Below are 1,140 nucleotides of genomic sequence, written 5' to 3' on the forward strand. Positions count from 1 at the left end.
GTCTTAAACGCGATCCCGGGTGGGGCGGCTCCAGTGGGGCCGCCCCCCTTCCTTTTGGTGTGCGGCAAACGCCCCGGCGCGCCAAAAACCGCGATTTGACTTGACGCCCCGCCCCGGCTGGCCGACACTGATGAGCCGTTCGGCTACAAGGGAATTCGTCCGTCATGAGCCAGGCCACGCCATCGTCCGCCGCGCCGCGCGTCTCGGTGATCCTTCCGTATCATAACGCGCGCGAAACGCTTCCCGGCGCGCTCGCGTCCGTGCTCGCCGCGGGCGCCGGCGGCGTGGAGATCGTGTGCGTCGATGACCGCTCGACCGAACCGGCCGACGACATCGTCGCCGCCGCCGGGGCGCGGCACGTCTGCCTGACGCGCCGTTCGGGCGCGGCGGCGGCGCGGAATGTCGGCGCGTCGATGGCCGAAGGCGAGATTTTGCTGTTTCTCGACGCGGACGTGACGCTTGAACCGGATGCGCTCGACCGGATTCTCGACGTGTTCGCCGACCGCAAGATCGACGCATGTTTCGGCGCCTACACGCCGCTTCCCGGCCCGGCGAACTTCGCGAGCGTCTACAAGAATCTCGTCCACCACTACACGCACCTGACCTCGCACCGCGAGGCGCGCACGTTCTGGTGCGGTTGCGGCGCGATCCGCGCCTCGGCGTTCTGGGCGATCGGCGGCTTCGACGAGAGCTACGAGGCGGCGTCGGTCGAGGATATCGAGCTTGGCTATCGACTGACCGGCGCGGGCGGGCGCATCGCGCTCGATCCGTCGATCCGCGTCCGGCACGAGAAGCGATACACCTTCGCCGGCCTTGTCGTTTCCGATGTGCTGGCGCGCGCGGTGCCCTGGACGCTGCTCATGGCGCGGCGGCGCGTCGTACACGCGGACCTGAACCTCAAGCCGGCGAACCTCCTCTCGGCGCTGCTGCTCACGCTCGGCGCGCCGGCGGCAATCGTGACCGCGCTGCACACGCCGGCGATCGCCGCGCCGCTTTTCACGCTGGTGGCATGCGCGTTCGCGCTGCTCAATCTCGATTTCCTTCACTTCGCCGCGCGAAAAAAGGGGCTCATCTTTGCCCTTTGCGCGGGCCTGATGCACGCGGTGCAATACCTCTGGGCGACCGCCGGCCTTCTCGCCG

Annotated in this window: 1 protein-coding gene; it reads left to right on the forward strand. The window is 68.8% G+C overall.

Features of this window, described 5'->3' with window-relative positions:
• Positions 1-164: 164 nt before the first annotated feature.
• Positions 165-1,140, forward strand: a 976-nt coding sequence (locus tag K8I61_09620; GenBank protein ID MBZ0272286.1) for a glycosyltransferase, incomplete at its 3' end; no start/stop codon positions are given.

The organism is bacterium (genome assembly GCA_019912885.1).
In the GTDB taxonomy this organism is placed as follows: Bacteria; Lernaellota; Lernaellaia; order JACKCT01; family JACKCT01; genus JAIOHV01.